23 protein-coding genes and 1 tRNA gene are annotated in these 25,103 nt (G+C 43.8%); 11 read left to right on the forward strand and 13 right to left on the reverse strand.

Translation table 11 applies throughout. The features are described from left to right. The first annotated feature begins 4 nt into the window (after nucleotides 1–4). Nucleotides 5–1,165, forward strand: a complete 1,161-nt coding sequence (locus ACOCLE_RS10825; protein WP_419536707.1) for a hypothetical protein — start codon at nucleotides 5–7, stop codon at nucleotides 1,163–1,165. Nucleotides 1,166–1,303: 138 nt separating this feature from the next. Here the strand turns inward: ACOCLE_RS10825 and ACOCLE_RS10830 are convergent, their stop codons facing one another. The 3 genes from ACOCLE_RS10830 to ACOCLE_RS10840 all read right to left on the reverse strand — a co-directional run bounded on the left by ACOCLE_RS10830 (nucleotide 1,304) and on the right by ACOCLE_RS10840 (nucleotide 2,648). Beyond that, nucleotides 1,304–1,486, reverse strand: coding sequence for a hypothetical protein (locus ACOCLE_RS10830; protein ID WP_419536708.1), 183 nt, complete (start codon nucleotides 1,484–1,486; stop codon nucleotides 1,304–1,306). 749 nt (nucleotides 1,487–2,235) lie between these two features. Continuing rightward, nucleotides 2,236–2,312, reverse strand: a tRNA-Arg gene (locus tag ACOCLE_RS10835). A 123-nt stretch (nucleotides 2,313–2,435) separates the two neighbouring features. Next, nucleotides 2,436–2,648, reverse strand: coding sequence for a flagellar biosynthesis anti-sigma factor FlgM (locus tag ACOCLE_RS10840; RefSeq protein ID WP_419536709.1), 213 nt, complete (start codon nucleotides 2,646–2,648; stop codon nucleotides 2,436–2,438). A 275-nt stretch (nucleotides 2,649–2,923) separates the two neighbouring features. Between ACOCLE_RS10840 and tnpC (ACOCLE_RS10845) the strand changes: the two genes are divergently transcribed. The 4 genes from tnpC (ACOCLE_RS10845) to ACOCLE_RS10860 all read left to right on the forward strand — a co-directional run bounded on the left by tnpC (ACOCLE_RS10845) (nucleotide 2,924) and on the right by ACOCLE_RS10860 (nucleotide 7,280). Continuing rightward, on the forward strand, nucleotides 2,924–4,429 hold the full coding sequence (gene tnpC / locus ACOCLE_RS10845) for an IS66 family transposase (RefSeq protein ID WP_419532963.1): 1,506 nt from the start codon (nucleotides 2,924–2,926) through the stop codon (nucleotides 4,427–4,429). A gap of 362 nt (nucleotides 4,430–4,791) precedes the next feature. Beyond that, a complete protein-coding gene (locus ACOCLE_RS10850) occupies nucleotides 4,792–5,388 on the forward strand; it encodes a VacJ family lipoprotein (RefSeq protein ID WP_419536710.1) in 597 nt (198 codons plus the stop codon). A 213-nt stretch (nucleotides 5,389–5,601) separates the two neighbouring features. Then, entirely contained in the window at nucleotides 5,602–6,774 is a 1,173-nt protein-coding gene (locus tag ACOCLE_RS10855) for a SpoIIE family protein phosphatase (RefSeq protein WP_419536711.1), read from the forward strand. Nucleotides 6,775–6,776: 2 nt separating this feature from the next. After that, nucleotides 6,777–7,280, forward strand: coding sequence for an STAS domain-containing protein (locus tag ACOCLE_RS10860; protein WP_419536712.1), 504 nt, complete (start codon nucleotides 6,777–6,779; stop codon nucleotides 7,278–7,280). 36 nt (nucleotides 7,281–7,316) lie between these two features. Here ACOCLE_RS10860 and dusA read toward each other — a convergent pair whose 3' ends face one another. Continuing rightward, entirely contained in the window at nucleotides 7,317–8,255 is a 939-nt protein-coding gene (gene dusA / locus ACOCLE_RS10865) for a tRNA dihydrouridine(20/20a) synthase DusA (protein WP_419536713.1), read from the reverse strand. A gap of 189 nt (nucleotides 8,256–8,444) precedes the next feature. On the opposite strand from dusA, the gene ACOCLE_RS10870 reads away from it, so the two are divergent. Together ACOCLE_RS10870 and ACOCLE_RS10875 are read left to right on the forward strand one after the other, a co-directional pair. Continuing rightward, a complete protein-coding gene (locus ACOCLE_RS10870) occupies nucleotides 8,445–8,702 on the forward strand; it encodes a hypothetical protein (RefSeq protein WP_419536714.1) in 258 nt (85 codons plus the stop codon). A gap of 31 nt (nucleotides 8,703–8,733) precedes the next feature. Next, nucleotides 8,734–9,437, forward strand: a protein-coding gene (locus ACOCLE_RS10875; protein ID WP_419536715.1) for an IS1 family transposase whose coding sequence is annotated in 2 segments (ribosomal slippage) — nucleotides 8,734–8,977 and nucleotides 8,977–9,437 — 705 coding nt in all. Because the reading frame shifts where the segments join, the coding sequence is not laid out codon by codon here. A gap of 123 nt (nucleotides 9,438–9,560) precedes the next feature. Here the strand turns inward: ACOCLE_RS10875 and tnpC (ACOCLE_RS10880) are convergent. From tnpC (ACOCLE_RS10880) to ACOCLE_RS10890, 3 genes are all read right to left on the reverse strand, one after another. Continuing rightward, on the reverse strand, nucleotides 9,561–11,066 hold the full coding sequence (gene tnpC, locus ACOCLE_RS10880; protein ID WP_419532963.1) for an IS66 family transposase: 1,506 nt from the start codon (nucleotides 11,064–11,066) through the stop codon (nucleotides 9,561–9,563). A gap of 85 nt (nucleotides 11,067–11,151) precedes the next feature. Then, entirely contained in the window at nucleotides 11,152–11,799 is a 648-nt protein-coding gene (locus ACOCLE_RS10885) for a DUF6444 domain-containing protein (protein WP_419536716.1), read from the reverse strand. A gap of 280 nt (nucleotides 11,800–12,079) precedes the next feature. After that, nucleotides 12,080–12,271 (reverse strand): ribbon-helix-helix domain-containing protein, encoded by a 192-nt coding sequence (locus ACOCLE_RS10890; RefSeq protein WP_419536717.1) that lies wholly within the window; start codon nucleotides 12,269–12,271, stop codon nucleotides 12,080–12,082. A 357-nt stretch (nucleotides 12,272–12,628) separates the two neighbouring features. Here ACOCLE_RS10890 and ACOCLE_RS10895 point away from each other — a divergent pair, with 357 nt between their 5' ends. After that, entirely contained in the window at nucleotides 12,629–13,468 is an 840-nt protein-coding gene (locus tag ACOCLE_RS10895; RefSeq protein WP_419536718.1) for a hypothetical protein, read from the forward strand. Here ACOCLE_RS10895 and ACOCLE_RS10900 read toward each other — a convergent pair whose 3' ends face one another. Continuing rightward, entirely contained in the window at nucleotides 13,469–13,693 is a 225-nt protein-coding gene (locus ACOCLE_RS10900) for a hypothetical protein (RefSeq protein ID WP_419536719.1), read from the reverse strand. It lies immediately after the preceding gene. Nucleotides 13,694–13,858: 165 nt separating this feature from the next. Here ACOCLE_RS10900 and ACOCLE_RS10905 point away from each other — a divergent pair, with 165 nt between their 5' ends. After that, on the forward strand, nucleotides 13,859–14,152 hold the full coding sequence (locus ACOCLE_RS10905; protein ID WP_419536720.1) for a helix-turn-helix domain-containing protein: 294 nt from the start codon (nucleotides 13,859–13,861) through the stop codon (nucleotides 14,150–14,152). A 219-nt stretch (nucleotides 14,153–14,371) separates the two neighbouring features. On the opposite strand, the gene ACOCLE_RS10910 is transcribed toward ACOCLE_RS10905, so the two are convergent. The 3 genes from ACOCLE_RS10910 to ACOCLE_RS10920 all read right to left on the reverse strand — a co-directional run bounded on the left by ACOCLE_RS10910 (nucleotide 14,372) and on the right by ACOCLE_RS10920 (nucleotide 17,402). Beyond that, nucleotides 14,372–15,583: a hypothetical protein gene (locus tag ACOCLE_RS10910; protein ID WP_419536721.1), complete on the reverse strand. Its 1,212-nt coding sequence runs from the start codon at nucleotides 15,581–15,583 to the stop codon at nucleotides 14,372–14,374. A 124-nt stretch (nucleotides 15,584–15,707) separates the two neighbouring features. Then, complete coding sequence (locus tag ACOCLE_RS10915) at nucleotides 15,708–16,988, reverse strand: ISKra4 family transposase (RefSeq protein WP_419532972.1); 1,281 nt, start codon at nucleotides 16,986–16,988, stop codon at nucleotides 15,708–15,710. A gap of 60 nt (nucleotides 16,989–17,048) precedes the next feature. Continuing rightward, the gene (locus ACOCLE_RS10920) at nucleotides 17,049–17,402 is read right to left on the reverse strand and encodes a hypothetical protein (RefSeq protein ID WP_419536722.1); all 354 of its coding nucleotides are present in this window, start codon (nucleotides 17,400–17,402) and stop codon (nucleotides 17,049–17,051) included. Between ACOCLE_RS10920 and ACOCLE_RS10925 the strand changes: the two genes are divergently transcribed. Then, entirely contained in the window at nucleotides 17,401–18,681 is a 1,281-nt protein-coding gene (locus tag ACOCLE_RS10925; RefSeq protein WP_419532972.1) for an ISKra4 family transposase, read from the forward strand. The two genes, ACOCLE_RS10920 and ACOCLE_RS10925, sit on opposite strands and share 2 nt — an antisense overlap. Here the strand turns inward: ACOCLE_RS10925 and ACOCLE_RS10930 are convergent. Continuing rightward, a complete protein-coding gene (locus ACOCLE_RS10930; protein WP_419536723.1) occupies nucleotides 18,676–19,383 on the reverse strand; it encodes a hypothetical protein in 708 nt (235 codons plus the stop codon). The genes ACOCLE_RS10925 and ACOCLE_RS10930 overlap by 6 nt on opposite strands. Before the next feature lie 74 nt (nucleotides 19,384–19,457). Between ACOCLE_RS10930 and tnpC (ACOCLE_RS10935) the strand changes: the two genes are divergently transcribed. Then, nucleotides 19,458–20,963: an IS66 family transposase gene (tnpC, locus tag ACOCLE_RS10935; protein ID WP_419532963.1), complete on the forward strand. Its 1,506-nt coding sequence runs from the start codon at nucleotides 19,458–19,460 to the stop codon at nucleotides 20,961–20,963. A gap of 277 nt (nucleotides 20,964–21,240) precedes the next feature. Here the strand turns inward: tnpC (ACOCLE_RS10935) and ACOCLE_RS10940 are convergent, their stop codons facing one another. Beyond that, on the reverse strand, nucleotides 21,241–24,393 hold the full coding sequence (locus ACOCLE_RS10940) for a hypothetical protein (RefSeq protein ID WP_419536724.1): 3,153 nt from the start codon (nucleotides 24,391–24,393) through the stop codon (nucleotides 21,241–21,243). Between the last annotated feature and the right edge of the window lie 710 nt (nucleotides 24,394–25,103).

Below are 25,103 nucleotides of genomic sequence, written 5' to 3' on the forward strand. Positions count from 1 at the left end.
CTTCATGATTTTACTCAATATAGCTTACAACAGCCGCTGCTCGGGTGACTGGGATCATAAACGTAAAACACCACATCGCCCTGAAAAAGGACACCATATATGGGGTGTTGTCTGTCGCATGATGGGGTTTAGAAATAAGCTGGAAGATATCATTGCGTATCTCCAGTCATCCCCTGACCAGCTATTATCAAAGATTGAAATTTGCTATGTAGACAACATTACCAAAGGATCAAATGATTTGACCAGGGCTGAAAAGGCCTACTATTCCAATTCCAAGCGACCGATTCTACCAATACAGTCTGAGTTAAGGAATGACGGTCTGGTAATTGATGAATATAAGCCTTTCAATATTCTCTCTCTGAGCTGCCAGAAGCGACATAAGCTTCTTGAATTAATCAATAAAGAGTTCCCAGATATTCACAACTGGATTACAAAAACATTGAGTGTCGACGAATTACCTTCACAGAGATGGAAAGAACTTTCAAGAAGAAAACTGCTGGAAAATATTGATAAAACAACAGCCGGGCAGTATCTAAATAGACTTCAGGAATTTCTACGAAATGAATCATCATTACTGTGGAATAATGCTATCTATGAGAGAATAAATGCATCTTTCCATCCACGAGATGAAGTAGACCTGAAGGAATGGAAAAACATAATGGCACTCTTCATTTTCACCTCTACTGTTTTGTTTTATGACAAAAACCTCTCTGCCACTTGCTCCACTGCACCAGCCAACCAGATAAAATCCCTTTATCAAAAGATTGATCAGATTCTCGGTAATAAAAATGAAAATCAGAGAAAGTGTCAATGGAACAAATTACTGAGCGAACCACTAGTCATTCTCGCACCACGGGACTACGCCAAAGCCATATACAAAGATGCTATGGCTACCACTCAGCTATACACGACTCCAGCGACTATTCAAAAACTGGATGGAGAAGCGATCATTTGCTTACAGTCTAAGCATTCAAGTCATGAGAAACGCCTTGAGCATGAAGAAAGAATCCAACACCAACTAAAAAGTTCAGGCGTTTACTGCTTTAACTTCGGAAAAAAAGGACTGGCTTATGTCAAAAGCATATCAGCATTTGTCGAAGCCCCTGAGGTAAAGAACCAGAAACATTTGGGGGAGCTAAGCTCACTTTCATATAAAAGCTTCTAGTCCAGAAATACCATTATTTTTTTCAGCAGATTAAAACTTTTTATTTATCAGTAAGTTAGAACTTACATAGAAAACATTGGTTTTTCTCTGAGACAAAGGCTTTATTAATGAGTTTCAGGTAGTTAAACCTGATTGCCTCTAGTTAACCACCATGTAGGTAGCTTGGAAGTACCAGCAGGTTTGCCAGCACGGCACCGCTGAGTTAACCACCCCGTAGGTGGCTTGGAAGATGTACTTCTTCACTTCCTTCAGGTCGTGACCGTTAACCACCCCGTAGGTGGCTTGGAAGTGATACTGCTTCAACACAGCGGACGGTTCCATTGTTAACCACCCCGTAGGTGGCTTGGAAGAACTGAACAACCAACCCGACATCGGATCATTCGTTAACTACCCCATAGGTGGCTTGGCAGTTAACATCCAGCACTGGCTGACAGGCAATGACGTTAACCGCCCATAGGTGGCTTGGAAGTTGAACTGCTCAATGGTCGTATGACCTTCAGTGTTAACCACCCCGTGGGTGGCTTGGAAGGTCGCCTCATTTCCGGTGCCAGCGAAGTATAAGTTAACCACCCCTTAGGAGGCTTGGAAGATGACTTCCAGTTCTTCCGGCGGGAAGCCCATGTTAACCTCCCCGTAGGTGGCTTAAAAGACGTAGGTCCAAGCATCAGACAGTGACTCAATGTTAACTACCCCGTAGGTGGTTTGGAAGAAAGAACGGGCAATCAGCGAGTGCGACTTTTAGTTAACCGCGACATAGGCACTTGCCTGGAAGTTTGTTAATAGACACTGTTTGGCAGTGTTCTTTATTAACCACAATACAAACTGTTCGGAAGAGATCAAGGAAGCTGTCGATGCGTCTGATGCATTAACCAACTTACGGGCAACCATTTAAAGGCTAGATATGAAGAGATTGTTATCAATTGAGTATTTATCCTGAATGCAGCGAGGGTACTACTTCATCTCAGGAAATCCCACTTAAAGCAAGAGAGAAACCTACACCCATACCTACACCCAACGGCAAAGAACAAGGAGAGGAAAATAGTTATAAGAAGGTAAGCTATTGATTTGTATGGCGCTCCCAGGAGGATTCGAACCTCCGACCTGCCCCTTAGGAGGGGGCTGCGCTATCCAGCTGTGCCATGGGAGCAATAAATAAAGGCCACAAAGCCAAGGCATTTGTTTGCATCGAACGTTTCGAAGCGTACTTCATTCAAAGGGGATGATCAAGCCTTGGCACTGAAGAGGTTTTAGATGTGGGTAAGCATTTGGTTTAAGGGCTATCTTTATCAGGAAAGACTATTTCCAGCTGGCGCTCAAAAGCGATCATTTTTTCAGCAAGACGTCCACTATCAACCATCAAATTGCCATCAAGATAAGCTTGGCGGAGGCGATTAACTCTGTCTTCAGAGGTGTTAATGACAAAGCTGATTCTCTTCTCGGAGCCTTCTAAATTCTTACTTGACTCTCGATATTTTTTAACCATGTTCACTCCTTGAACAATAAAGACACAGTGATATTTTCAGATGACAAGTCGGTCATACTGTCACCTCCTGTTCAACCTGTCTACCCATGATTTTCATTATTTTGGCAAACAATTTTCGTACCAGTTCCGTGCTTTGCTTTGCTTTGCTTTCAAAAAGTTAGCAAAAAAAATAAATTTTGTTTTTTTGTAACTATTCAGCACCCTTCATATAAATCTGGAATTTTCTGATTTTTCGACCATCATCTTATACTCAATTTTTCTAACAAATCTCCAGTATGGAACCAGACTTCCCAGCTACTCCGTTTACCGAAGCTCTCCTTAAAGAGAATGAAGAGCTTCGGACCGAGAATGCGCTTTTACGGGAACGTTGCAGCGAACTGGAAGAAAGGGTTAATAAAAACAGTCAAAACAGTAGTAAGCCACCATCGTCAGATGGTTATCAAAAGCCCAGTAAAAAAGGGAGTGATAAAGGTGATACATCTTCCAAAGAAGCCCCCTGCTCCTCACAGGAAACACCGAACCCCAAAAGCCTTAGACCATCTTCAGGCAATAAACCAGGTGGCCAGAAAGGTCATCAAGGCTCTTGTTTGAGACGTGTCGCCTTACCCGATTATGTCAGGCATCTGAAGGTTGAAAAATGTTGCTGTTGCCAGTCTTCGCTTATCGATATTAAACCCACCAAATACATTGAGCGACAGGTTTTTGATCCAGGTAGACCCGGAGAATTTGAAGTTACCGCGTACTGGGCAGACGTTAAAGTATGTCCTTGTGGTAAACGGAACACCGCTGAGTTTCCCCAAGGAGTGAAAGCCGCTGCTCAATACGGAGAAGTGACTCAGGCAATGGCTGTTCATTTAAACCAGTATCACTTCATCCCATATCACCGGGTGTCTGAGTATTTCAATACTATTTATTGCATGAGTGTCAGCGCAGGCTCTGTTGCCAATTTTGTTGCCTATACCCATGAGAACCTGGCCTCTACTGAGCAGAGTATCCGCGATGCTTTACAAGAAAGTCCGGTTGCAGGAGCGGATGAAACTGGCATGCGGGTTGACGGTTCACTGTGGTGGTTACACATTATGCGAGATGACCAATGGACGCTTTACTACCTCTCAGAAAGGCGAGGTTGTGAAGCAATGGATGCAATGGGCATCCTGCTGACTTTTGCAGGCATTCTGGTTCACGATCATTGGAAGTCCTACTTTGCCTATGCGGCAGTGCATGTGCTTTGTAATGCCCATCATCTGAGAGAGCTTCAGGGAGTTGTCGATAGGGATGCGAATAAGCTGGCTCTGCGGCTGATGAAATTGCTTACGCTCTCCTGGCACTTCTGCAAGAAATACAAAGCAGCCGGTCTGACTCAAATGCCTGGTGCAATACAGCTTCGCATTGAGACGATATACGACCAAATCCTTCAAAGGGCTCTCACGAAGGAAACCGCTTATATGGAAAAACAACGACAGGTGCTTGGACGTAAGAAGGTCAGGAATACCAAGGCCTACAACCTGTTCAAAAGGCTTATTGAGTTTAAGGTTGAAACGTTGCGCTTCATGTCGGACTTTTCAATTCCCTTCGATAACAATGGCAGTGAACGTGATGCCAGGATGGCCAAACTTAAGCAGAAGATCTCAGGCTGCTTCAGAAGCGAAGACGGAGGTACCATGTTTACCCGAATCCGAAGCTATTTATCATCTGCTAAAAAGCAGGGGTTGAACATATTTCAGGCGCTTCTTAAAGCGGTTCGAAATTACAACAATACGCCTTTGCTGGGTGCTGAATAGTTACGTTTTTTTTATATCTTATGAAGCTGCACCAAAATATGCCGATGGAGACACAGTAGGTACTGAGTTGGCATAAAAGTAATGGAACACGTTAGAATAGTTCTATCTGCTTGTGCAAATACTGTTGACCCGGTAATAGCAGCAGGTCGCTTTGGGCAGTGTCAGTCCATTCAGTATGGAATAAAACGAGGCTACATTTTGCCGAAGAGACATTACAGGCATTAAGCCCCGTTAGAAATCAACAAGGAATCAAGCGTGTGAACCACTCTCCTGCGACTATCGTTAGATCAGTAGTCGTAACGATACTGATTTTTTTACCCACTCTAGCCTACAGCTCAGAGCCCGTGTCATATGATGACCCATTGGAAAACTGGAATCGCAAGGTGTTCAAGTTTAATGACACCCTTGATACCTATGCCCTTAAACCAGTAGCGAAAACCTATAACTATGTAACACCCAGACCAGTACAAACACTGGTCAGTAACTTTTTTAGCAATTTAGGGGAGTTTCGCAATATTGTCAGTGCTGGTATCCAGTTTAAAGGGCAGAATGCCCTGATCTCATCTGGACGCCTGATCATTAACTCCACGCTGGGCATACTTGGCCTGATAGACGTAGCAACCCCCATGGGACTTGATAAAAGATACAGTGACTTTGGACTGGCTTTTGCCCATTGGGGAGCTCCTTCAGGTCCTTACTTGGTTTTACCCATGCTAGGGCCAAGCACATTACGATCTGGAGTTGGCTTAATTCCTGATGCATTAACCAACCCAGTAACCTATCATGAACCTGAGCGAGACCGCTGGTTTGCAGGCGCTATTAACATCACAAACAGCCGAGCTCAGCTCTTGGACGCTGAAGAACTGATTCTTGGTGACCGCTATACTTTTATCCGTGATACTTATTTGCAGCGACGTGAATATTTAATCACAGGGCAACAGCCTGAAGATGATTTTTAGTGAAGCCAACAGGATGAGCAGTAAGTAAGAGTGATTCACAGCTTCCAACAGCAATAAACAAAAGCAATCACATTAATTTGCTAATACTCTCACTTGCAGCCAAGCCGAGTAGGGAGTATTTTTCCTCTAACTTTACACTTTAATGCGGTTTTTTATCCGAATGTGCCGGGCTAAAGCAGGTTCTTATAATTTCTTTACTTTGCGGGTGCATCCATGATCGACAGCACCATTCTGGTTATCGATGATGACACTATCGTACGCGAAAGTATTGTTACCTATTTAAAGGGAAGCGGTTTCAAAATCCTTGAGGCAGAGAATGGCCAAGAGGGACTGCTGATTTTCCGTGAACATACTCCTGATTTAATTCTTTGCGACTTGCGTATGCCCAAAATGGATGGTCTAACGATGCTCACCCAAGTTCGCAGTGAGTCCTCCGACATCCCCTTTATCGTCGTTTCCGGGGCTGGCGTAATGACTGATGTTGTTGAGGCGCTTCACCTTGGTGCCAGCGATTTTTTGGTCAAACCAATCATTGACTTAGAAGTACTTGAGTATGCAATTAACCGGGCTTTGGAGAAAGCACAGCTACTCATGGAAAATAAGCGCTATCGCGACAGCCTTGAAGAAGCAATCAACTCGCTAAAAAGCAGCCTTACATTGTTACAGGAAGACCAAAAGGCAGGGCGCCAAGTTCAGATGAACATGCTACCTAGACGCCCATTGGAATACAAAGGCTTTAAAGTCGACCATAACATAATCCCCTCTCTGTTTTTAAGTGGGGACTTTGTTGATTATTTCGCCCTTAACGAGTATAGCTTTGCATTTTACCTGGCTGATGTTTCTGGGCACGGAGCATCCTCTGCTTTTGTGACAGTCCTGCTGAAACACATGTCTATAAGCCTACTTCAAGATTACCACTCTCATGGAGGCAAGGTTCGGGTTAAACCTTCACACGTTTTAAACTATATTAATCGCAGCCTATTAAAAACAGGCTTAGGCAAACACGTTACTGTTTTTGGTGGTATTGTAAATACAAGAGACCAGACATTAACATACTCATTTGGCGGACACTTCCCATTACCGATCATTGCCGAAGGGGATGATGTTCACTTTCTTGAAGGCAAAGGTCTACCTGTCGGCCTGTTTGAAGATGCCGTTTATGAAGATGCCGTTATAGACTTGCCTCAGCAATTCACCTTAACTATTCTATCCGACGGTATCCTTGAGGTTTTGCCCCAGAAAAGTCTTAAGGAAAAGGAAGCTTATTTATTATCGGTTATCAGAGAAGGAGCCGATACGGTGGAAACGCTGACAGAGAAACTGGGGGTTAATGGTATTCAGGAAGCTCCTGACGATATTGCAATGCTGATACTGGCTCGAAACTGATCATGAACCCTGGAAAAATTCAGTTTGCCGAAAGTGATGGTACATATGTACTCAAGCTGATCGGAGAAGTAAGGCTTACCCTATGTTCTAGCTTGGAGAGCTTTCTTCAGACTATGTTTGAGGAACCTGGGTTTCGCTCTGTTATTGTTGATCTGTCTGAAACAGAAACTATTGATAGCACATCACTCGGCTTGCTGGCCAAACTATCTATTCTTGCTCGAAAGAAAATCAACCAGCGACCAGTATTAATTTCCCCTCTACCCGACATCACAAGAATCCTAATGAGTATGGGGTTTGAGCGGATTTTTATTATTGTTGAAGACGCTGGCGATCAAAAGAGTGAATATCTCGAGATTGAGTGTGAGGACTGTAATGAAGAGTCAACACATGCTCGAGTGCTGGATGCTCACAGAGTCCTGATGAATCTGAATGAAGACAACCGTAGGGCTTTTAGTGATCTCGTTAAACAGTTAGAAAGGTGCAGACAGCCAGAAGTCACCACCTAGAGCACATCACTCTTTCATTGAGCCATAACCACAAAACTACAGGCTTTCCACAAGCCTTACTGCCTCCAGTAATACCTCTTTACCAGCTCCTGCCTTGTGAGCATTTTCACTGATGTGTCTGCGGAATCTCCGACCACCAGGCACACCATGATAGAGCCCCAACATATGGCGGGTAATATGGCTGAGCCATGTTCCTTTAGACAGCTCGGAATCGATATAGGGAAGCATCTTCTCTACCACGTCATAGCGACTCTTCACTGGCTTCAGACAACCATACAACCTGCTATCTACCTCTGAAAGGAGGTAAGGGTTCTGATAGGCCTCTCGACCAAGCATCACACCATCAACATAATTCAGGTGATGATCAATTTCCTCAAATGTCTTGATACCACCATTAATGGAAATATTCAGAGCCTGAAACTGCGTTTTAAGCTCATAGACCCATTCTGGTTTTAAAGGAGGAATATCCCGATTCTCTTTGGGAGAGAGACCTTCCAGAACAGCAATACGCGCATGAACAATAAAAGCATCACACCCGGCTTCCGCCACTGTGCCGACAAAGTGCAGCAGTTCCTCCCATGACTCTCGGCCATTGATGCCAATACGGTGCTTTACCGTTACTGGAATTGATACACACTCTTTCATAGCCTTTACAGCATTCGCTACTGTTTCTGGCTCGGCCATAAGACAGGCACCAATACGACCATTTTGAACCCGATCACTGGGACAGCCCACGTTAAGGTTTACTTCCTGATAACCTCGCTCTTCCGCAAGTTTGGCGCAAAAGGCAAGATCTTTAGCATCATGCCCCCCCAGCTGCAATGCCAGAGGATATTCAAATGCATCGTGTTGTAAAAACCGGTCTTTATCTCCATGGACCAGTGCTCCCGTTGTGACCATTTCCGTGTAAAGCAATGCACTCTCAGAGAGAACCCGATGAAAGTAACGACAATGCCTATCAGTCCAATCCATCATCGGCGCAACTGAAAACTTACGATCTAGCATATTATCTGTACAACCCTTATTTTCTGGGGATTTATCATTTTTCATTGGACGATGATTCTAAATAATTTAAAGGTATTTTTTACCATTTTTTCCCGTCTGGTGTACCAATGGTGATCCATAATATTGGATGGTACACTTTAGTTTTTTGGGGGAATTGCTATGGCATCTTATACAATTCAGAACAGAAAGAAATCCGATGGTTCCGTCCGATATCGCTGCATTGTACGTATTGGGGGAGGCAAACAACTAAAGTACACAGAATCCAAGACCTTTGGCAAAAAACAACAGGCCAAGGCTTGGGGCATGCGTCGAGCCTCTGAACTGGAGGAGAATGGTACACCTAACGGCAAAAAGGGTACACCCAGCAAGGCGGGGATCACAATTGGAGAACTGATGGTGATGTGTCAGAGCTGTTGATCTGATACATTCCTAACTTTTTGAGTCATCTATGGCTGTAGTTCAAGTTGCCTGTATCCATTGTCAACAAACGATCAATGTTGTTAAGAACGGGAAAGCTGAAACGGGTCACCAGCGGTATAGATGCAAGGACTGTAATAAGAGCTTCCAACTTGAGTATCGCTATAATGGCAATCTGCCTGGTACTCATGAGCAGATCATAAAGATGACCATGAATGGCTCCGGGGTCAGAGATATCGGACGTGTCCTTGAGATCAGTCCAACGACTGTATTGGCTCATTTAAAAAACTCGACCCGCCAACAGTAACACAACTCCCCTTCGAAAATGCCCAAGTCAAGATTATTTTCGAAATGGATGAGCAGTGGTCATTTGTTGGTAGCAAGAAGCAGCAACGCTGGCTGTTTTATGCATGGGAGCCACGTTTCAAGAAGATCATTGCCCATGCGTTCGGCTCCAGAAGCACAGAGACGCTCAAAAAGCTGTTGGGGCGTCTGGCCCGCTTCAAAGTTAGTTTATACTGCACAGATGACTGGCAGCCATACACATCCTGTTTACCAGAAGATAAACATATCATTGGAAAGCACTTTACTCAGCGGATTGAGCGGCAGAATCTGACCTTGAGAACTTGCTTGAAACGGTTATCCAGAAGGACTATTTGCTTCTCAAGATCAATAGACATTCATGATAAGGTTATCGGGGAATTTATCTCGCGAAACCACTATCAACAGTTTTGATACATCACCAGAAAATCCAAATTTTAAAGCACTTATTCCACTTTTATATAACTTGTCTTTTCCCGATTTATACCCTGCAGTTTGGAAAGAAGTAAGACCATAATCCTCTGCAAAAGTTGGTAACTATTCAGCACCCAGCAAAGGCGTATTGTTGTAATTTCGAACCGCTTTAAGAAGCGCCTGAAATATGTTCAACCCCTGCTTTTTAGCAGATGATAAATAGCTTCGGATTCGGGTAAACATGGTACCTCCGTCTTCGCTTCTGAAGCAGCCTGAGATCTTCTGCTTAAGTTTGGCCATCCTGGCATCACGTTCACTGCCATTGTTATCGAAGGGAATTGAAAAGTCCGACATGAAGCGCAACGTTTCAACCTTAAACTCAATAAGCCTTTTGAACAGGTTGTAGGCCTTGGTATTCCTGACCTTCTTACGTCCAAGCACCTGTCGTTGTTTTTCCATATAAGCGGTTTCCTTCGTGAGAGCCCTTTGAAGGATTTGGTCGTATATCGTCTCAATGCGAAGCTGTATTGCACCAGGCATTTGAGTCAGACCGGCTGCTTTGTATTTCTTGCAGAAGTGCCAGGAGAGCGTAAGCAATTTCATCAGCCGCAGAGCCAGCTTATTCGCATCCCTATCGACAACTCCCTGAAGCTCTCTCAGATGATGGGCATTACAAAGCACATGCACTGCCGCATAGGCAAAGTAGGACTTCCAATGATCGTGAACCAGAATGCCTGCAAAAGTCAGCAGGATGCCCATTGCATCCATTGCTTCACAACCTCGCCTTTCTGAGAGGTAGTAAAGCGTCCATTGGTCATCTCGCATAATGTGTAACCACCACAGTGAACCGTCAACCCGCATGCCAGTTTCATCCGCTCCTGCAACCGGACTTTCTTGTAAAGCATCGCGGATACTCTGCTCAGTAGAGGCCAGGTTCTCATGGGTATAGGCAACAAAATTGGCAACAGAGCCTGCGCTGACACTCATGCAATAAATAGTATTGAAATACTCAGACACCCGGTGATATGGGATGAAGTGATACTGGTTTAAATGAACAGCCATTGCCTGAGTCACTTCTCCGTATTGAGCAGCGGCTTTCACTCCTTGGGGAAACTCAGCGGTGTTCCGTTTACCACAAGGACATACTTTAACGTCTGCCCAGTACGCGGTAACTTCAAATTCTCCGGGTCTACCTGGATCAAAAACCTGTCGCTCAATGTATTTGGTGGGTTTAATATCGATAAGCGAAGACTGGCAACAGCAACATTTTTCAACCTTCAGATGCCTGACATAATCGGGTAAGGCGACACGTCTCAAACAAGAGCCTTGATGACCTTTCTGGCCACCTGGTTTATTGCCTGAAGATGGTCTAAGGCTTTTGGGGTTCGGTGTTTCCTGTGAGGAGCAGGGGGCTTCTTTGGAAGATGTATCACCTTTATCACTCCCTTTTTTACTGGGCTTTTGATAACCATCTGACGATGGTGGCTTACTACTGTTTTGACTGTTTTTATTAACCCTTTCTTCCAGTTCGCTGCAACGTTCCCGTAAAAGCGCATTCTCGGTCCGAAGCTCTTCATTCTCTTTAAGGAGAGCTTCGGTAAACGGAGTAGCTGGGAAGTCTGGTTCCATACTGGAGATTTGTTAGAAAAATTGAGTATAAGATGATGGTCGAAAAATCAGAAAATTCCAGATTTATATGAAGGGTGCTGAATAGTTACATGCAATAAATAGTATTGAAATACTCAGACACCCGGTGATATGGGATGAAGTGATACTGGTTTAAATGAACAGCCATTGCCTGAGTCACTTCTCCGTATTGAGCAGCGGCTTTCACTCCTTGGGGAAACTCAGCGGTGTTCCGTTTACCACAAGGACATACTTTAACGTCTGCCCAGTACGCGGTAACTTCAAATTCTCCGGGTCTACCTGGATCAAAAACCTGTCGCTCAATGTATTTGGTGGGTTTAATATCGATAAGCGAAGACTGGCAACAGCAACATTTTTCAACCTTCAGATGCCTGACATAATCGGGTAAGGCGACACGTCTCAAACAAGAGCCTTGATGACCTTTCTGGCCACCTGGTTTATTGCCTGAAGATGGTCTAAGGCTTTTGGGGTTCGGTGTTTCCTGTGAGGAGCAGGGGGCTTCTTTGGAAGATGTATCACCTTTATCACTCCCTTTTTTACTGGGCTTTTGATAACCATCTGACGATGGTGGCTTACTACTGTTTTGACTGTTTTTATTAACCCTTTCTTCCAGTTCGCTGCAACGTTCCCGTAAAAGCGCATTCTCGGTCCGAAGCTCTTCATTCTCTTTAAGGAGAGCTTCGGTAAACGGAGTAGCTGGGAAGTCTGGTTCCATACTGGAGATTTGTTAGAAAAATTGAGTATAAGATGATGGTCGAAAAATCAGAAAATTCCAGATTTATATGAAGGGTGCTGAATAGTTACGATAAAATGAATCTGGCTCTTCCTGAACACTGGCTGGAATGACGAGCTCAGCTTTTGTTTTATCGTGCTTGCCTGACATTGGCTTCTCCCTTTATTCAAAACCTGGCTTTTCGCAGCCAAAAGCTGTCACCCGCCAGATCATTAGAAGACAGTGCGAACAAATTTTCTGATCAAGAAACTATTGACGATACCTATTCAGTGGTGGTGCTGAACCTTTTCCCCCTTCGGACCTTCTCCTGATCTCGCAAAGCTTTTTCAATGAGCAAGCGAGCCATCTGTGAGCGAGTGCGGTGATCCTGTTTGGCTAAGGAATCGAGTCGTTTGATCAGGTCAGACGAAACTCGAAAACCTAAGACATCAGAGGTGGACTGGGACTTCTTCATAAGTTGCTAACTCCATTTATGCTGCTTACTTTTTGAGTCATTTTTTTATGACCACACAAACAAGCTAACTCATTTTTTTATGATCAACAAGCAAAACATATCACAAATAAATGAATTTCAAAGAAGCAGCGTATCCGCCAACTTGTAAAAAACCACATATCATCAGTCAACGACAAAAACAGAATTAGGAGATATTTGGCAGGAATTACAATCTTTGACTAATCAGAAAGCAAAATCAGGCCCTCAAACGGCAGTATTAAAGCATCGGAATAACTTGAAAATCTTATTCATTTTTTACTGACAATAAGTTTACACTGTTATACATTGTTTACATCAATTGATGAGTTTAATAACAATATGCCTGCTGTTACTGATCATGCCCTTTCTACCTTTCGCAGTCGCCTTGACTGGTTGCTGGATGGTCGCTCGCTTTATAGCTGGATCAATACTCTCGGCGTCTCTCGCGGTGTGGCAGAGAGTATCAGCCATGGAAAGGTGCCGGGACCAGAGATTCTTCGCCTGATTCAGCTCAAAGAGCGCGTCAGTCTGGACTGGCTGATCTCCGGGCTTACATCCCCCATTCTGGTTGATAAGCTCCATGATCCCAGGGAACTCAAACACGCGCTTACAGAAAAGACGGATTTGCTATCTCTTTGTGTCCTGCATGACAATGCCGGACACTGGGCATTAATGTTGAGCCAGTCCGGTGAATACAGTTACCGGAACCTGCCTGTCCTTTACAAACACCATCGCCTGATTCATTCTGAGCTGACCCCAGAAATGGCGGATATATTACTGGACACCCTTCGCAGCGCCCCTTTATCTGAAATTCCAGTATATGTACTTGCCGTCGACCAGAAACAGCTGTTGGGAGTTCGTACAGGACATGTTTCCCCCTATCAAATCTCTCAACAGATTGTCACTGCCTCTGAAACCACCCAAGTCGATATACTGCTGGCCAAGTTGCTAGACCAAAAACCAATCATGCCAGCACCGGCGACCACCATTTCCACAGATCTTATGCGCGCTGTTATTAGCCTTGTCAGCCGAACGGCAGAGGAAGAGCAGATTACTCTCGATGCTGACCAACAGGCTCGGGTATACACTGCAGTTTACCGGCATGCCCATCGAACAGGAATCAGTGCTCAGCAGCTCGACCAGAGCCTCGTCCTAACTACTCTGGAAGCTACCGCCTAGTCATTCGAACTCTTCAAGTGATTGCTGCTGCAAACGTTGATACCAACGCATAGTATCAATTTTGCAGCGGCAACAAGCCGCCAGTCTCTCTTCTTTATCAGTTATCTTCCAGGCGCTAATCCATTGCCTGAGGATCTGCTCAGCCATGACTTCTGATTCGTCCTGACCGACCAGTGAAGCCGGAGTGTTGTCCATAATATACGGCTCTGAACGTTTTATAGTCATTGAGGAGGTTTTACTTTTAGCAATAGATCATTTTTTCGCAAGGAATTTAGCCTCAGAATCTGCCCCATATCAATCATATTCCTGTTCAACGGGACAGCAATCACTTGGATTCCACTTCAACCGGACATGAACAGTAAACATCGAAGAGCCAGAGCCGCTCGGGAAATGACGGGGCTCAGCGTGAATGACGTGGCCAAAAGGCTAGGCAAGAGCAGAAGTACCGTACATGGCTGGGAAGCGGATAATGGTACTGGCCCAAGAAATATGGACGATCTGGTTTCCATGTGCCAACTCTATGGCATTACCATCGACTGGTATCTGGAAGGAAGAGAGCCAATCTTTCGCAGTGAGGTGTACTCCCACTGTCCACATATTGAGGTGATTCTTACCAATCTGAGTGAAATGACTGAACCTCAGAGAAAGGCAGTAGCGCAGTTAATGGAGGTGATGGTAGGGTGAGCAGAAATTACCCGAGAGTTCAGAAGTTTTTCATATCGACATTTTCATGCTTTTTGGCTTACACATTAGATATGATTAATATAATGAGAGAGTCAACATTAAATTAGCCACTTAAGTGCTACAGGCTAAGACCATAAATTAATACGTCATATTGAGTCCATGCTGACAAATCAGTACCTCATATCTAACTGATTAAGAGACAATTCTATGCACAACTTTTTACTCTTTATATGAGATGAGCCTGACCTTAGGCTCTGCTTCGTATCTGGAGTTTGCTTGGCGGAATGGTCTAGTTACTCTCCATGGCTTTATCCGGTCAGCAACGCTCGAGCACTCTCCCCCTTTGTCCGGCTGATTCATAACTCTGAAGTAGTTACCAGAAGCACTGTAGATGTCGGCAATAAGAGATATTCTTGGATCAAGGAAACTCTCATCATAAAAAAACTGAGAAACATTGCCATTACGAAGAAATTTAACTGGGTCAACCGCTCTTGCAATGCTGGTCTGCCCCATTGCACGAACACAGCAGGATAAGGCTTCACTGAAACAGGTCAATCCCTCTCTCATTCCCCCTTGATTCTGAGCTAATGTTTTATATGCCCATCCTTTATGCCAAAGTAATCTCCCACGCAGAACCAAATCTAAGCTTGAAATCACAAGTACATTATCAATTAATTCCGTTGTGCTCTTCAGTGTACCAAAAGCCATTTCATCCCGGATATCCTGACAAAACTTAGGATAGTCAAAACTTTGCTTATATTGCTTATTTTCTCTCTGATGGTTTAATTTTAATAATTGAAGTGGAGTCTCATTTTCTCCCCCCTCTCTTATGAACTGTTTGTTTTTCACGACCATTTCCCCCACTACAGCTCCTTTTATTCTCAATGTTTCAGCAGTTTCATTTAAAGCACATTGATATACCAAGGAAGCTTTACCCTCTTCTTTATTTTCCTCCTGATCTAAACGTATTCTATCAGCGGGTTTACTTCTTAATAGTTTACGCAATAACTCCCTATCTTTTATGAGGAGACACTCTATTTCGATCATTTTAATTTCGGCTACTGATAGCTCATACTTCATGCATTTTTCTTCACAGTACGTTTTATAAGATGCTAACTGCAAAAATGCTTGATAGGTTCTCTTCAATTCGACCAGCACATCGACATATTGAAAAGCTATATAATAAGGCACTACCTGACCGGCATACTGATCATAATCAGCACCTAATAATCCCCACTCCCTGCTCTTAATTTTTTGCTTAATCAAAATATAGTGTAACTTGTCCCATAAAATGACAGGATCATACTCACATATATCTTGATCAGAACTTGGCCTTTTCTTTTCATCCCCGCAAATGAAAACATGTTTTCGATAAGCTGGTATTTTTGCAAGAAAACGGAACATAATACCCTGACCTTTTTCTGGCACCATTCCTTCAACTATTGAAGAAACTTGTATAAACTGTTGGCAATCCTCTTTTAACAGGGTGTAAATTAGAATCAGCTGAGAGACTCGCAAACATTTAAACGGGTGCTCTCTCAATTTGATAACTGACTCATAGGTTAGCTTCAACCTTTCCAGTCATGAACTCAGACCAAAGTTGTTCCCAGCGCCCCTTACTCTGGATCAGTGCTCTTGTTGTCAAAAGCACTTCCGCTCCTGTTGCTTTCCACCTCATTCCAGAACCACATAATCGTTGCTTTACCAGAGTCTTACAAGCCGCTTCAGTAACTCCTGAACCTATTGGCCAATGGCGTTTAAGCGCCTGATGATAATTCATTAACTGGTGATTGTTTGTAAAATAGCTCACAGCTTTGTAGCGCTTCTCTGTCAGTGCGATTGTCTTTTTCGGGAGCTCGGCTGATTCAATTTCCTGAAGGATTTTTTTGGCTGCTCCACGCTTGTTTTTCAAACTATGTAGCCTGTCTTCAAGCCACTGGTGTCGCTTCGCCTTACTGGTTGGAAACAGTGCTTCCGCTGCTCCAGCTAAATATTCAGATGCATGATAAAAATCGAGTATCTGCCCAGAGGTATGTTGTTTCAAATAACTCCAGTTTTCTCTAGCCCCGTCAGCTACCCCGATGTATGTGGCATTTGGGTAGAGTCGTTTTAGATCTGCAATCTCCTCGTCGAGCTTGCTCATAAAGCTTTGTTTACCATACTCTGGCGAACTGGCTGTATATATCGTGTGGAGCCTGTCTCCATCTGCAGAATATAGGCTCAATGTCCCACACATGGCTTCCCTCCAGCCTTCTTCACAAAGCAGCATGCAGGTTCCATCCAGACCAATGGCTATTGTTTCAACAGGCTCTTTTAGTGGAGGAAGGTGGTAGTGAGTGTCTTGCTGGTCTTCAATTAATGCACCTACTCTGTCCGATAAATGCTTGATATAAGAATTTGAAAGCGTCCTTTGATGGTTGGTCTCAAAATCTTCTTTTACCGCAGGCGCTGGCATCTGGCTGTATTTCCAGGCGATAGACTTGGCAAATTTGGGGGTAGCTGAACCAATAATACCGGCACGAAGATCAAGTGCTGCCAGAGTACTGCCACCTCTGACACCCTGATATACGGAGCGCTCCAAAGGTATACGACCGTATAAGGTTTCATAGTGCTTAAGAACCTTTCCTTTGTAGTTCCACTTCTGCTGATTAACGACGATAGGTTCTTTATTGGGTGATTCAAATAGCCCCAATAACTCTTTTGTTCCAAGCTGCCCGGCTTCATTGAGTGCACGCTGTAAACTATCTTCAAGATTCAGCATGTTGCCTGAATCTATAGAAACTTCAATTTGCAAAACGATGCTTTTGGTAGAGCTGGAAATAACAGAAGCGGGCATGACAGTTAACTATTATGAGTGGTGTTCCCATAGTAGCTGTGAAAATAGAGCACTATTGTTTCAATCATTCAGAGAGAGCACCCATTTAAACAAAAGTTCACGCTCGCCCATAAAGTGGTAAAACAAAGAGTTTTTCTCATTTCGGTCAGTTAGGAAATCAACAATGGTTGGCTCTCTGAATAAAGCATATAAAGCAGAAGAATGTTTAGAAAAAATATCACTGGAAGAATACAATACGCCACGATCAATATCTTTTCGCACAGCCTTAATGGATTTCAATATTTCTGATAGAAGAACTCTTATTATTGCCCCTTTTTTCAAATCGTAAGGGGTGCTCTCTCTGAATGATTGAAACAATAGTGCTCTATTTTCACAGCTACTATGGGAACACCACTCATAATAGTTAACTGTCATGCCCGCTTCTGTTATTTCCAGCTCTACCAAAAGCATCGTTTTGCAAATTGAAGTTTCTATAGATTCAGGCAACATGCTGAATCTTGAAGATAGTTTACAGCGTGCACTCAATGAAGCCGGGCAGCTTGGAACAAAAGAGTTATTGGGGCTATTTGAATCACCCAATAAAGAACCTATCGTCGTTAATCAGCAGAAGTGGAACTACAAAGGAAAGGTTCTTAAGCACTATGAAACCTTATACGGTCGTATACCTTTGGAGCGCTCCGTATATCAGGGTGTCAGAGGTGGCAGTACTCTGGCAGCACTTGATCTTCGTGCCGGTATTATTGGTTCAGCTACCCCCAAATTTGCCAAGTCTATCGCCTGGAAATACAGCCAGATGCCAGCGCCTGCGGTAAAAGAAGATTTTGAGACCAACCATCAAAGGACGCTTTCAAATTCTTATATCAAGCATTTATCGGACAGAGTAGGTGCATTAATTGAAGACCAGCAAGACACTCACTACCACCTTCCTCCACTAAAAGAGCCTGTTGAAACAATAGCCATTGGTCTGGATGGAACCTGCATGCTGCTTTGTGAAGAAGGCTGGAGGGAAGCCATGTGTGGGACATTGAGCCTATATTCTGCAGATGGAGACAGGCTCCACACGATATATACAGCCAGTTCGCCAGAGTATGGTAAACAAAGCTTTATGAGCAAGCTCGACGAGGAGATTGCAGATCTAAAACGACTCTACCCAAATGCCACATACATCGGGGTAGCTGACGGGGCTAGAGAAAACTGGAGTTATTTGAAACAACATACCTCTGGGCAGATACTCGATTTTTATCATGCATCTGAATATTTAGCTGGAGCAGCGGAAGCACTGTTTCCAACCAGTAAGGCGAAGCGACACCAGTGGCTTGAAGACAGGCTACATAGTTTGAAAAACAAGCGTGGAGCAGCCAAAAAAATCCTTCAGGAAATTGAATCAGCCGAGCTCCCGAAAAAGACAATCGCACTGACAGAGAAGCGCTACAAAGCTGTGAGCTATTTTACAAACAATCACCAGTTAATGAATTATCATCAGGCGCTTAAACGCCATTGGCCAATAGGTTCAGGAGTTACTGAAGCGGCTTGTAAGACTCTGGTAAAGCAACGATTATGTGGTTCTGGAATGAGGTGGAAAGCAACAGGAGCGGAAGTGCTTTTGACAACAAGAGCACTGATCCAGAGTAAGGGGCGCTGGGAACAACTTTGGTCTGAGTTCATGACTGGAAAGGTTGAAGCTAACCTATGAGTCAGTTATCAAATTGAGAGAGCACCCATCGTAAGATCTATTTGATTTAGCCCTATCTATTTCAACATCCAGAAGTTCAAGGCCACGTTCAAAGCGAGCAGAAAATGCAGAATTTTCTTCATCAAGATGATGAACAATACCAGCCATGATTGCATTGTTATTTCGATACCGGATTGCAGCTTCAAGGCTTTGCTCCATTTCCTTAGCCAAATCACCATCAGACGATCCATCATCTTTTTTTTTCCTTAATGACTCTGGCAGCTTCGATGCAATCTCTCTTGAAATTGCTAACTGTTTCAGTTTCTTTGAACACCAGTGAAATTTCAAAAAAAATAATTGACCAAGAAAATAGGCATCTCGAGAGGAAAAATCATTTGCAATATCAATTGCCATATTAATATATTTTTCGGCTGATTCTAGCTGATTACAAATCATAAAACACGGAATCACACTTGATACCCACTGCAGGTAATGGTCTACTTTAATCTCCCCCCCATCAGAAAGCATAATACAGCCACGCGTATTAACTCTGACCTCTGCACCTTGGAATACAGCCTCAAATTCTTTCAGACACTCTTGAGCCTGAGGGACGTCATGAACAGCCTTGAAGACTCTAATACACTCACGCAGGCGAATAACTCCTGTATGATCTTTACGTATAGAAATTGACCTTTCTGTAATCGATTCGTAACTATTCAGCACCCTTCATATAAATCTGGAATTTTCTGATTTTTCGACCATCATCTTATACTCAATTTTTCTAACAAATCTCCAGTATGGAACCAGACTTCCCAGCTACTCCGTTTACCGAAGCTCTCCTTAAAGAGAATGAAGAGCTTCGGACCGAGAATGCGCTTTTACGGGAACGTTGCAGCGAACTGGAAGAAAGGGTTAATAAAAACAGTCAAAACAGTAGTAAGCCACCATCGTCAGATGGTTATCAAAAGCCCAGTAAAAAAGGGAGTGATAAAGGTGATACATCTTCCAAAGAAGCCCCCTGCTCCTCACAGGAAACACCGAACCCCAAAAGCCTTAGACCATCTTCAGGCAATAAACCAGGTGGCCAGAAAGGTCATCAAGGCTCTTGTTTGAGACGTGTCGCCTTACCCGATTATGTCAGGCATCTGAAGGTTGAAAAATGTTGCTGTTGCCAGTCTTCGCTTATCGATATTAAACCCACCAAATACATTGAGCGACAGGTTTTTGATCCAGGTAGACCCGGAGAATTTGAAGTTACCGCGTACTGGGCAGACGTTAAAGTATGTCCTTGTGGTAAACGGAACACCGCTGAGTTTCCCCAAGGAGTGAAAGCCGCTGCTCAATACGGAGAAGTGACTCAGGCAATGGCTGTTCATTTAAACCAGTATCACTTCATCCCATATCACCGGGTGTCTGAGTATTTCAATACTATTTATTGCATGAGTGTCAGCGCAGGCTCTGTTGCCAATTTTGTTGCCTATACCCATGAGAACCTGGCCTCTACTGAGCAGAGTATCCGCGATGCTTTACAAGAAAGTCCGGTTGCAGGAGCGGATGAAACTGGCATGCGGGTTGACGGTTCACTGTGGTGGTTACACATTATGCGAGATGACCAATGGACGCTTTACTACCTCTCAGAAAGGCGAGGTTGTGAAGCAATGGATGCAATGGGCATCCTGCTGACTTTTGCAGGCATTCTGGTTCACGATCATTGGAAGTCCTACTTTGCCTATGCGGCAGTGCATGTGCTTTGTAATGCCCATCATCTGAGAGAGCTTCAGGGAGTTGTCGATAGGGATGCGAATAAGCTGGCTCTGCGGCTGATGAAATTGCTTACGCTCTCCTGGCACTTCTGCAAGAAATACAAAGCAGCCGGTCTGACTCAAATGCCTGGTGCAATACAGCTTCGCATTGAGACGATATACGACCAAATCCTTCAAAGGGCTCTCACGAAGGAAACCGCTTATATGGAAAAACAACGACAGGTGCTTGGACGTAAGAAGGTCAGGAATACCAAGGCCTACAACCTGTTCAAAAGGCTTATTGAGTTTAAGGTTGAAACGTTGCGCTTCATGTCGGACTTTTCAATTCCCTTCGATAACAATGGCAGTGAACGTGATGCCAGGATGGCCAAACTTAAGCAGAAGATCTCAGGCTGCTTCAGAAGCGAAGACGGAGGTACCATGTTTACCCGAATCCGAAGCTATTTATCATCTGCTAAAAAGCAGGGGTTGAACATATTTCAGGCGCTTCTTAAAGCGGTTCGAAATTACAACAATACGCCTTTGCTGGGTGCTGAATAGTTACATCGATTCTTTAGGCAGTTCTGAAAGCCCTCCTGCTCCAAGCTTCTGGGTAGCTTTCATTGAGCAGGCCTCGAAAGCAGCAGCTTCCTGGCTTTCTGTATGAACTCTATCCTGAGGAGGGTAGGTCAAGCGAACACTATTTCGGACGTCCATTACTTCATCATCACATTGTCAATTAAAAGCAACAGCCAATCTATTTAGAAATTTTCTGTATCTATGGTCATCATTTCACAAACCACAGAAGAAATCCTTTCAATGTCGACCATCTCAAAGCCTAAAATTTATCAAAACACCAAGCGCTATAGAGTCTTTTTCTGGCAAGATCGACCACCATTTCACCACGAATATTCACATCTTCAAATTTATCCTGACCTTGGGTGCAGGTAACCACCATAGGCCGATGTAAATGCAGTTGTTTTTTCGAGTCATCGATCACAATATCAATAGTTAACTTGGCCGTCTCATCTGCTTGGTCACCAGCTCTTGCTCGGCATACCACAGGGTAACCTTGAAATTCAGGCGTAGTATCAAAAATTTTCTTCAATTCCATTTCAACAGGATAAGTAACCTTATCATGCAATAAACGCGATATCAGATCTTGTGTTTCAGCATCATCGCTACACATCTCCTCTACTTTATGGAGTGCCTCAGCTCTATTTGCATAACTCTCATCACCAATCGTTATCTGTATTCCATTTTCACTTAGGCTTTCAGAGTGCTTGAATGCTTTAAAGTACGCTTGGGTTGTCGCTGGGTCCTGTGACTTAAAATAATGAGGGGCCTCCGTGGTTTTCAAGTCGGTAACCTGCTTCTGATATTTAGCGAGTGTTTTCATTTGCGATGGTATTGGAAAGGCATGCTGACCTTCATCAACGGGCACTTTAAGCTCAAGAGGCCCCATACCCAACAATAGCTTACTGCCCAAGCGAATAGCTTCTGCATTATCTTTAACCATTGAGCTCATAGTCAGCGTCCTGACAACTCCTTCCAACAAGCACTGACGCCTGGGAATAAGCTCTTGGCGCTTCACAAGAAATGGCCCCATGGCTGTATTAATGGATAAACGCTCCAGTACTTCCGCTTTATTTGTGTCTAATTGACCACTCAAAAATGCAAACATGAGTTCATCAACACCCGATGAAACACAACCACGGTCAATATTGTCTTTACAGGCAGAGACCGTATGCTGAATATTCAACTCCCGATAACAGTGCATTTTCAAATAAAAGAAAAACAATAGAGTAAAGGTCTTTTTATCATCATCTCCTTCAAGCGATTCAAAGTAATTCACCTTAATCAGCTCACAGAATTCATCCAGTTTATCCTCAAGCCCTTCTTTCTTGAGTGCTGCGGGAAGTGTTATTCCAACACTTTCATCCTCATTAAGAACAGCCTTTTTGAGTGCAGCTATGTATTCTTCTCCACTTGTTTGGGCTGGCCAGGACTTGAAAAGCGGGCCATCCCCCATGGGAAGGCACAAACAATGATAATTCGGATGACTGGTTTCCAGGCTTTTTATAGCTGTGGAACGATTACCTTCAGGACCAGTCAGCGTCTGATGATTGGTATAGAGTATGTTTTCATGCCGGGCTGCAGCAACATGGATAAACAGCTCGTATTCAGGCGTTATTTCGGTCACACTCAATGGACCAGCTTCTATGGTAGGTGTCCCATAGCGACCATAAGTCATCAGCCTTTTTTGTCCTGATGCATCCATAAAATAGAGCCTGAACCGGACATAAGGCGGGTTCACATCATGAGATGCATCAAACCAATATCCAGTAGCGCCTTCCAGTTTTTGTAGCCACAGGCCAAATGTGGTTTTACCATAAACATCTTTTAAGCCATGAATGCACTTATTGTCCAAAGCTAACGCTTCAGCTGTATTTTCGCTTCTCTCTGCAGCCATCGCCCAGTTAAAGCGATCAGGCATAATCGTTTCCAGCAAACATTTGCCATGTTGAAAGAGTGTCACACCGGCATAACGGGCATAGCAGACTGCTTCAATTACACGACTTTCATCATCGTAATTTGTATATTCAATCGCTTTAGTATCGGTCGCTTCAGCTTCTTTAGCTAACAAGCCAATCGCAGCCCTCAAATTATCAATAAATTGATGATTCCTTACCCGTCCATCCATGTCAGCACCTTCGACCAGAGCTTCTAACATGATGATGGTTTGTACAGTAATCGGATCTGAATCGGCTTCTTTATTCTTCAATGCTTGTAAAGCTTCTTTCAAGTCTATCTGTGCGCCATTTTCATCCACAACATGGCGTGCAAGGGAGTTCAGAGTCTCATGATACTTCGCTTCTTTTATGGATAGGTTATCGTAATCGTATAAATACCCTACTCGGACTGCATCGGCTCGCTCAGTTGCCGCTAACGGTATGCGAAGTGGTATCTGATCTTCAGATTCAACAAAAGCAGGCTTGGTTTCTGATTGCTCTTGGTTTTCGGGTTCTGTCAGTGCGATACCTGTATCGACAGCCACTCCATCACTGGATGAAGTTACATTTTTACCATTGCATGCTGGCACTGCTCCAAAAGAAGCAACCGTTTTAGACACGGTGGTCGATTGAGACATCGTCACCGAAGTCAGAACTGCATCAGTTCTGACGATACTCGGCGTACTTACCTGTAAAACCGTGTCGAATTTCCCTTCAAGCACAACATCTTCTTCAGTCTTTATCACTGGAACGGATGACAGGGTTTCATCTTCAGTTAGCGAGTCACTGCACAAACTATCACCGGCATCAGTCTCACTCTTCATTACAGGGTTAGGCTTGGGAACAGGGGAATTTTCGATAGATACCGTCAGTGAATCAGGTTTTAACGTTTCGCCTGTATCCAAATCAACCTGACTTTCCATGCTCTCTGATAACATTAACAGGCCAAAGTCAGCAGCAGCATCATTGGTCTTATCAAAAGGCACTGACACAGGCATTTCGTCAGTTTCCAGGATACCACTTAGGCAGATAACTTCTTCTTTCAAGAAAACTCCGGTTTTCAAGGATTCACCTGAATCGGGTTCAATATCAAGGAGAGCAGCGCCTTCCACTGAGTACTGGCTGAAATCCAGCCGGGCTTTAGGCTCAGCATCTTCTGCAGTCATAGAAACTTCATATTGAGGGTAAATCTCTGCCTGTGAAAGAGCAGTATCAATACTCGGAGTTTGACTTGAGGGAATCAGAACGTATGGCTGATCGTCAATATTACTGACACCTGAGTTAGTATCACTAACAGAGGGGTTATGATGTCTTATTCTGGGCTGACAACTTTCTGGTGAAACGACCCCAATACGCCACGACAATAGTGATTTGCCAAAAAAACCTGTAAAAACGGCCGTTGTCAGCAAACCTATAAGCGGTGGAGCCCAAAACACTGAGACTATTGTAAATCCTGTGAGCGCAATGCTCATCAACACGTTAACAGCTCTATTTGCAAAGTAACCGGTGTTATTCAGATGTGAATTCTGGGGGTCTGTGTTCTTTGCAGCTTGGTGACTCTGAATCACCACTGAACTTGATACGTCGGCTGGCACAGTACTACCTCGTATGACTGACCAACCATATAAATTAACGTTTAAAGGTTTCAGGACAGTTCAAACAATAAGAAACGAACTTTTGACATTTACGTTCCTATTTGGTTCAACGTACTATTTCTGAAATCATCACCATCTCAGCCTTCTCAGCCTTCTCAGCCATGATAGGAAGAATGCAGGAGATGATAATTAAAGAAAAGGAAAGTCTTTTACTTCAGTGCTTTTAATCTCTTAATATCAAGCATTGTGATACTTTAGTGCTTTATTAAAGAACCTCAGTGGAAGAGAGCCTAATGTTCGGATAAGCCAGACGCTATGACTCTATTTCAGGGGGGCTGGCCATTTTTTCCAGCTATAGGGCTGAACCCAACCGTCTTTTAAGGGTTCTCATCAATAGCGACCTTAACAGTTTCAAGTGCTTCAGCCATCCGATCAAATTCAGCCCAGACACTATCCAGCACCAGTAATTTCTGATTGACCTAAGGAACCCTTATCCTAAGGCGTTTCCTTCAGCCTGAAGCCTGTCCCTGAAGATGATCCTCTGATACAAACCTATTCTTTATCTGCTCAGGTTTGCTACCTGCCAACAGAAA

The organism is Endozoicomonas sp., from assembly GCF_965196975.1.
GTDB lineage: Bacteria > Pseudomonadota > Gammaproteobacteria > Pseudomonadales > Endozoicomonadaceae > Endozoicomonas.